The 7,791-nt window shown below is 43.0% G+C and carries 8 protein-coding genes; 4 read left to right on the top strand and 4 right to left on the bottom strand.

All coding sequences use genetic code 11. The features are described from left to right. Nucleotides 1-47: 47 nt before the first annotated feature. From gpsA to AN394_RS17065, 4 genes are read right to left on the bottom strand one after another with little or no spacing between them, the layout of a single operon-like run. Nucleotides 48-1,055, bottom strand: a complete 1,008-nt coding sequence (gene gpsA, locus AN394_RS17050) for an NAD(P)H-dependent glycerol-3-phosphate dehydrogenase (protein WP_055022087.1) — start codon at nt 1,053-1,055, stop codon at nt 48-50. Nucleotides 1,056-1,058: 3 nt separating this feature from the next. Then, nucleotides 1,059-1,544 (bottom strand): protein-export chaperone SecB, encoded by a 486-nt coding sequence (gene secB, locus AN394_RS17055; protein WP_054550974.1) that lies wholly within the window; start codon nt 1,542-1,544, stop codon nt 1,059-1,061. 41 nt (nt 1,545-1,585) lie between these two features. Next, nucleotides 1,586-1,843 carry a glutaredoxin 3 gene (gene grxC / locus AN394_RS17060; protein WP_054550973.1) on the bottom strand — a complete coding sequence of 86 codons (258 nt, stop codon included), beginning with the start codon at nt 1,841-1,843 and terminating at the stop codon, nt 1,586-1,588. Nucleotides 1,844-1,873: 30 nt separating this feature from the next. Then, nucleotides 1,874-2,305 (bottom strand): rhodanese-like domain-containing protein, encoded by a 432-nt coding sequence (locus AN394_RS17065; RefSeq protein ID WP_054562817.1) that lies wholly within the window; start codon nt 2,303-2,305, stop codon nt 1,874-1,876. A gap of 192 nt (nt 2,306-2,497) precedes the next feature. Between AN394_RS17065 and gpmM the strand changes: the two genes are divergently transcribed. Genes gpmM through AN394_RS17085 form a run of 4 tightly spaced genes read left to right on the top strand, consistent with a single transcriptional unit; the run spans nt 2,498 to nt 7,283 of the window. Beyond that, nucleotides 2,498-4,042, top strand: coding sequence for a 2,3-bisphosphoglycerate-independent phosphoglycerate mutase (gpmM, locus tag AN394_RS17070; protein ID WP_054562803.1), 1,545 nt, complete (start codon nt 2,498-2,500; stop codon nt 4,040-4,042). A 3-nt stretch (nt 4,043-4,045) separates the two neighbouring features. Beyond that, entirely contained in the window at nt 4,046-5,185 is a 1,140-nt protein-coding gene (locus AN394_RS17075) for a murein hydrolase activator EnvC (RefSeq protein ID WP_054562804.1), read from the top strand. Nucleotides 5,186-5,220: 35 nt separating this feature from the next. Next, the gene (locus tag AN394_RS17080) at nt 5,221-6,489 is read left to right on the top strand and encodes a S41 family peptidase (protein ID WP_055022088.1); all 1,269 of its coding nucleotides are present in this window, start codon (nt 5,221-5,223) and stop codon (nt 6,487-6,489) included. Between the two features lie 35 nt (nt 6,490-6,524). Next, nucleotides 6,525-7,283: a divergent polysaccharide deacetylase family protein gene (locus AN394_RS17085; protein WP_054562806.1), complete on the top strand. Its 759-nt coding sequence runs from the start codon at nt 6,525-6,527 to the stop codon at nt 7,281-7,283. Nucleotides 7,284-7,791: the final 508 nt, after the last annotated feature.

Raw genomic sequence — 7,791 nt, forward strand, 5'->3', positions numbered from 1 at the left:
AACGCGATTAATAAATCGCGTTTTTTTTTAACAATGCACAATCTAAATTATTCAGATTTTTGCTCACGGCCAAGTAGTGCCATCGCAGCTTCTTTTACATCTTTATTTTCATAAAGTACTTGGTAAATTTGCTCCGTTATTGGCATTTCAATACCTGTGCGCTCAGCAAGTAAATACACTTCTTTGGTATTTCTATAGCCTTCAACAACCTGACCAATAGATTCAATTGCAGCTTCTACGCCTTCACCCTTGCCAAGAGCAAGACCAAAGCGACGGTTACGAGATTGGTTATCTGTACAGGTTAAGATTAAGTCACCGAGGCCAGCCATCCCCATAAAGGTATCTGAACGAGCACCTAATGCACACCCTAAACGGCACAGCTCAGCTAAACCGCGAGTGATTAAGGCAGTACGTGCGTTAGCACCAAAGCCAAAACCATCAGACATACCTGCGCCAATCGCAATCACATTTTTAACTGCGCCACCAAGCTGTATACCAATGAAGTCATCATTGTTATAAACCCTAAATGAGCGGCCACAGTGTAAAAGGTCAGCTAATTGCTTAGCGAAGTCTTTAGAGGTCGACGACACCGAAATAGCGGTTGGTAAGCCCATTGCCATTTCTTTTGCAAAAGTAGGTCCTGAAAGCACAGCCAGAGGAACATCATCGCCTAGCTCTTGTACCGCTACTTCTTGCAGTAAACGCCCTGTATTTGGCTCTAAACCTTTGGTAGCCCATGCAACTTCAGCACCTTCTGACAACCAAGGTTTGATTTTTTGCAGCGTGCCAGCAAAAGCATGACTCGGCACAACAACCAAAATGATCTTGCTTGCTTTAACTGCCGTTTCTAAATCTGCTTCTAGTTGGAGGGTTTCAGGAAAGCTAACATCCGGAACATAACGTTGATTCTTTCGCTCAGCTGCAAGCGTAGCAACGTCATCGCTATTGCGGCCCCACAAAGTCACTGGGTGGCCATTTCTGGCAAAGCAAATAGCAAGGGCGGTGCCATAAGACCCCGCCCCTAATACTGTAACAGCTGATTGTGCTGTACTCATAGCTTATGCGTCTGCAGTTGCCTGTTGGTCTTGAGCAGCACGTTGTTGCATGTATTGAGCAAATAGTGCGTCAAAGTTAACTGGCGCTAAGTTTAATTGTGGGAAAGTACCACGGTTAACTAGGTTTGATACTGCTTCACGTGCGTAAGGGAAAAGTACGTTCGGGCAGAAAGCACCTAACATGTGTGCAAGTTGAACTTCTTCAACTTCGCCAATTGTGAAAATACCCGCTTGTTGGATTTCACATAGGAATGCAGTTTCTTCACCGATTGAAGCTGTTACTGTTAAAGCAAGAACAACCTCAAACACGCCTTCTTCTAATTTGTTAGAACGAGTATCTAAGTCAAGCTTAACTTCAGGAGTCCACTCTTTTTGGAAAATAGCAGGTGAGTTAGGCGTCTCAAATGAAACATCTTTAGTATAGATGCGTTGGATTGAGAATTGAGCGCCGGCTTGTTCTGCTGCTGCGTTTTGATTTTCTTCGTTCATTGTAATTCCTAACTTGTATTCGTTTTTATATTTAAAGTTTATTAAGCGTTAAGCTTTGCGTCTAAAAGGCCTTGCGCTTCAATTGCCATCATGTCGTCACAACCGCCGATATGTTCATCATTAATGAAAATTTGCGGAACTGTGTAACCACCATTTGCTTTGTCGATCATTTCATCACGACGCTCAGGGTGAACACCAATATCGATATTCGTGTAGTCTACACCTTTACTGTCTAATAACGCCAAAGCACGTTGGCAGAATGGACAGTATGCTTTTGTGTAAAGAACAACATTACTCATAATAATTCCTCTATCGGGCAGTGAGCCTTATTAACGACCGGTCGTTGTAGGTAAGCTAGCTGATTGCCAAGCGCCCATACCGCCCGCTAATACATAAACACGCTCAAAACCTGCTTTATGCATTGCAGTTGCGATACCTGAGGCAGTCATGCCCGTGGTACATACTAGTATAATGGGTTTAGTCTTAAACTTTTCAAGGCTTGAAAAATCAGATTGCTTTGCTTTTTCTGGATTTAAGTGAGTTGCGCCTGCAATACGGCCAGAGTTAAACTCTTTTTGTGCACGTATATCAATCACTTGACCATCATCACGGTTAATTAGCAAGGTAAGTTGCTGTGGGTTGATTTGACGGATAGCCGAAAATTTACTTTTAAACCAACTGCTGATCAGCATAGCGACTAATGCTAACCAGATAATGCTCAAAACCGGATGATTTGAGATAAATTCAATATATTGATCCATGCGTTTTCCACTAAGAAATTTAGATACCACAGCGCATAGCCATGGGTTAATTAAAATTTGCCACGCAAGTATACGTGCTTGAATTGAAAATGCTAGGGCGTGAAATATTTTAATATGACATATTGATAGCTGATCAAAACCATAAAACACGGTATGCTAGTGATATATAAGTGCCAATCTTCAGGAGCTATAATGACAGAGCATAAAAAACCATTGGTATTAATGATCTTAGACGGTTGGGGATACCGTGAAGACACAGAAAGTAACGCCATACTTGCTGCTAATACCCCAGTACTCGACAACCTTTGGGCAACCCGCCCACATACATTAATTTCAGGTTCGGGACTTGATGTTGGTTTACCTGCAGGACAAATGGGTAACTCTGAAGTAGGTCACGTAAATTTAGGTGCTGGCCGTATCGTTTATCAAGACTTTACTCGCATCACAAAAGCCATTGATGATGGTGAGTTCGATAGCAACCCAGCGCTTGTTGATAATATCGACAAAGCTGTAAATGCAGGCAAAGCCGTGCATATTATGGGGCTTTTAAGCCCAGGTGGTGTTCATAGTCATGAAGACCACATTGTGGCAACGATTGAACTTGCTGCTAAGCGCGGTGCAAAAGAAGTTTACTTCCACGGTTTCTTAGACGGCCGTGACACACCGCCACGTAGTGCAAAAGCATCAATTGAGCGCATCGAAGCCTTATTTGCAGAACTTGGCTGTGGCCGTTTAGCGACGCTTGTTGGTCGTTACTATGCAATGGACCGCGATAACCGTTGGAATCGTGTCGAGCTTGCATATGATGTTATGGTTAGTGGCATTGCTGAATACAGCTACACTGACGGTGTAACCGCACTAGAAGCCGCATACGCACGTGACGAGAACGACGAGTTCGTAGCAGCAACAACTGTTGTGCCAGAAGGCCAAGCAGCTGCTGAGATCAATGACGGCGACACAGTTATCTTTGCTAACTTCAGAGCAGACCGAGCACGTGAAATGACTCGTGCCTTTGTTGATGCTGACTTCAGTGGTTTTGATAAGAAAAAATCACCACAGTTAAGCGCTTTTGTGATGATGACAGAGTACGCAGCAGACATTAAAGCGCCGATTGCGTTTGCCCCAGAGCCTTTAACAAATGTATTAGGCGAATGGTTAGAGAAGCAAGGTAAAACACAGCTACGTATTTCTGAAACAGAAAAATACGCACACGTGACCTTTTTCTTCAGCGGTGGCCGTGAAGATGAATTTGTTGGTGAGACTCGCGAACTAATTCCATCACCACAAGTTGCAACATACGATCTGCAACCAGAAATGAACTCTGAAATGCTGACCGATAAATTGGTTGAAGCAATCGCTAGCGGTAAATACGATGCCATCATCTGTAACTACCCTAACGGAGACATGGTAGGTCACTCAGGTGTATTCGAAGCAGCAGTGAAAGCATGTGAAGCAGTTGATCATTGTATTGGTCGTGTAGTTGCAGCACTTGAAGAACATGGTGGTGAAGCGCTTATTACAGCCGATCATGGTAATGCTGAACAAATGGCTAACCCAGCAACGGGCCAAGCACATACCGCACACACCAGTGAGCCAGTGCCATTTATCTATGTTGGCCGTGATGCAACACCACATGATGGTAAAACATTGAGTGACGTGGCTCCAACCATGCTTCACCTACTCGGCTTAGAGCAGCCAAGTGAAATGACTGGTAAACCAATCATGACGCTGAAATAAGCTATGAGTAAATGTATTAACCACTTCCTTAAAACTGGTTTAATACTGACTTCATTAGTAGCAACTTCGGTTGTTGCTAATGAAGATCAAACCAAAAAAGACTTATCAGACATTCAATCAGCTTTACAAAAAACAGAGGCTGAGCTTAAAGGTCAACGCAAGTCCATTGCCCAAATGCGCAAAGATCTGCGCGCCCATGAACTCGACATAGCTCAAAATGCAAAAGCATTAAACCTTGCCGCCCAATCTGTTAAAGAAAATGAGCAACAACAGCGAGAACAACAAGCTAAAGCCGAGCAACTTAAAGCCCAGCAAGCACAGCGCCAAACCTTATTAGCTGCACAACTAAAAAGCGCCTACATGGCGGGTAGCCATGACTACTCAAAAATGTTGCTTAACCAACAAGACACAGCCAAAATTGAGCGCACACTAAGTTATTATAATTATTTAAATAAAGCACGTATTGAGCAAATTGAAGAGCTCAAAGCACTACAGCAAGAAATTGCAGACAACCAAGCTCAGCTTGAAAAAACCAAACAACGTCTAGTTGCCTTATATGATGAGCAAAAAAGGCGCCAGCAAGCTCTAGTCAATGCACAACAAGAGCGTAAAACTAACCTCAATAAACTCCAGTCAGCGTTAAAAGAAACTAAAAGCTCTATTGATTACTTAAAAGAAAATGAGCAAACCCTGATCACCGCCATTGAAGAGCTTGAACAAGAGCGAAGTGAAAAGGTTGAATTACTAGGCTTACAAAGTAGTAAGGGCAAACTCGACTGGCCAACTAAAGGGGCATTACGCCACCGCTTTGGGCAACGCAAGCACGGCAACATAGATTGGAAAGGCGTACTTATCAGCGCTAAAGAAGGCAGTAATGTTAAAAGCGTACAGAACGGCCAAGTTGTTTACGCAGACTGGCTAAATGGCTTTGGCTGGGTTATCGCTATTGATCATGGCGATGGCTTTATGAGCTTATATGGTCACGCTCAAACTCTACTTCGCGATGTTGGCGACCTTGTTAGAGAAGGCGAAACAATTGCATTAGTCGGTCAAAGCGGCGGACAACCGGATCCTGGTCTATACTTTGAAATACGCCACAAAGGACGCGCAGTAAATCCTGTAAAATGGTGCAGACGCATTTAATTGATTAAATAGCTGCACTCTATGAGGAGCAGCTGATGCTAAACACAACTTACTCTTACAAAGCTCATTTTTCCCCAGCTAAGTTTTTTACTCAGCTGTCTTTTTTATTACTTGTCAGCTTGCTATGCCTGATACTGCAATCGTTTCAGGCTGTTGCAAAACCCTCGTTACAGTCACTACAGCATCAGCAACTAAACGAAATCCTATTTAATATCCATACATATTATGTTGATGATCTGAAACTACAAAACACATTTGTAACCCAGCCTGATAACTTACAAGTCGAAGCGTTATTCGAACGCCTTGATCCATATTCAAAATATCTGGATGAAACTGAGCTCGATGCTATCTTCAGTAGCACTAATGGTAGATACACAGGACTCGGTATCGAAGTAAAAGTTGAAGATGGTCGCGTGTATATTGTTAACACTATTAATAACTCACCTGCGGCGCTTGCGGGTCTTCAGGTAAATGATGAAGTTATTGCGATTAATCAACAACCTATTTTAGACAAAAGCATCGAAGAAGTGGCTAAATTAATTCGCCAAAGCGGTCAAAGTGCTGTCGATGTCGCTGTTAAAAGAGAGAAAGATACTGAGCTAAACTTCTCGATTAAGCGCCAACAAATCAACTTACAAAGCGTTCATGGCCATTTAGCAGATACAGGCGTTGCGCTTATCAGTATCAACTCATTCAATAACCACACATTACACGATGTTGCTCGGGAGCTTGCAAAAATGCAGGTCACCAATAGCTTCCCTCTTTCAGGTTTAATTATTGATTTACGCGATAACCCAGGCGGTACATTACAAGGGGCCATTGAAGTTGCAGATCTGTTTTTAGATAACGGCACCATAGTGTCAACCAAAGGCCGCTTTAATGAAGCTAATCAGAATTATAAAGCCCATAAAGGCGACATACTCAGTGGCGCTCCCATTGCTGTACTGATTAACGAAAACTCAGCCTCTGCCGCTGAAATACTTGCAGCAGCATTAAGAGATAATCAACGAGCGGTGCTAATTGGCGAAACTTCTTTTGGTAAGGGCTCAGTGCAATCGCTGATACCTTTAGGTAACGGTAATACCGCATTAAAACTGACTACAGCACGTTATTACACACCTGCGGGTCAATCTATCGATGGTAAAGGGATCACCCCAGATGTGAGTATTAATCAAACAATGCTTTCAGAAATTGACCAAGGCGTTATAATAAAAAACATCCAAGAATTGGCGCTTTTTAGCTCACTTCTAGATAGACAAGACAAAAAGCAACTTACAGCAAAGCAGCTCGTTATTATGCAGTAAGTAAATGCTCACAACGGATATAATAATTACAAAAAGTGAACTTAAAAACAGGCTTATTACTCGCCGTATGTTGCCTACCGCTATTCTGCCAAGCAAAGCAAATAGCCATAGTAATTGATGATATAGGCAATCATCAGCGAGATCTTGAAATATTAAACTTACCAGGGCAAGTGACCTTCTCAATCTTGCCCCATACACCCTATTCGCAAATATTTGCTGAACGCGCCAGTAGAACTCATAAAGAACTACTTTTACATGTACCAATGCAAGCGCTTGATAAAACTAAAGCACTTGGTCCGGGTGCACTCACTGATACTATGAGTAAGTCAGAGTTACAAACAACCCTTGGCCATGCATTAGCCTCTCTACCACAAGTAAAAGGGGTCAATAACCACATGGGCTCTGAGTTAACACAACTTACAGAGCCAATGAAATGGACGATGGAAATATTAAAGAAACGCGGTTTATACTTCTTAGATAGCCGTACAACGAGTCGAAGTGAAGCACAAAACGTTGCTAACCTCTATGGTGTGGCTAATGTATCTCGTCATGTTTTTCTTGATAACAATGTCACCCAAAGTCAGCTACAACATCAACTAGAAGAGCTAAAAAGCAAAGCTGAACACTTCAACTACGCAATCGCCATTGCCCACCCCTACCCAGAAACCGTTGCTTTTCTACAACAAGCCCTCCCTGAACTACAACAACAAGGCTTCGAACTTGTTCCCCTCTCACAACTAGTCGAAACAAAATACATTCAGCTTGCCAAAGCAGAGCAAAGACAAGGGGAATGAGTGTTATAAAAGTAAGTTAGCGAGGGGAAAGTTAGCAAAAGCTAAGTTAGCGAGTGGAAAGTTGAAAGAGTAAAGCTTGAGATCTGGCGTAGGTTGGCTAGAGCGAAGCGAAACCCAACACAGAGCTATCAGCTTTCAGCCGTCAGCGATCAGCCGCTCGTTGGAGGTGTTTGGTGCTGCGTCTACCTCTGCTGGAGGTTCTAGGTTCTAGGCAAAGTGTACTTGTAGGAATTACTTTAGCCATGAATATGTTTGTAAAGGTCTGAATTCGGCACTGAAGTACCTCCTACAGGGTTTGTTGCTGAGGGTGACTCAGTTACCTAACAACCCGGTAGATCAACTGACATCTAATATCTAACGTCTAACCTTCTCATCACGTAGGAATGGCTTTAGCCATGAATGTGTTTGTTCTGGTCTAAATTCGGCACTGAAGTGCCTCCTACGGGGTTTGTTGCTGAGGGAGTATCTGCACTAAACAACCCCACAGTTCAACTGACGGCTGACAGCT

Source organism: Pseudoalteromonas sp. P1-26 (genome assembly GCF_001401795.1).
GTDB lineage: Bacteria > Pseudomonadota > Gammaproteobacteria > Enterobacterales > Alteromonadaceae > Pseudoalteromonas.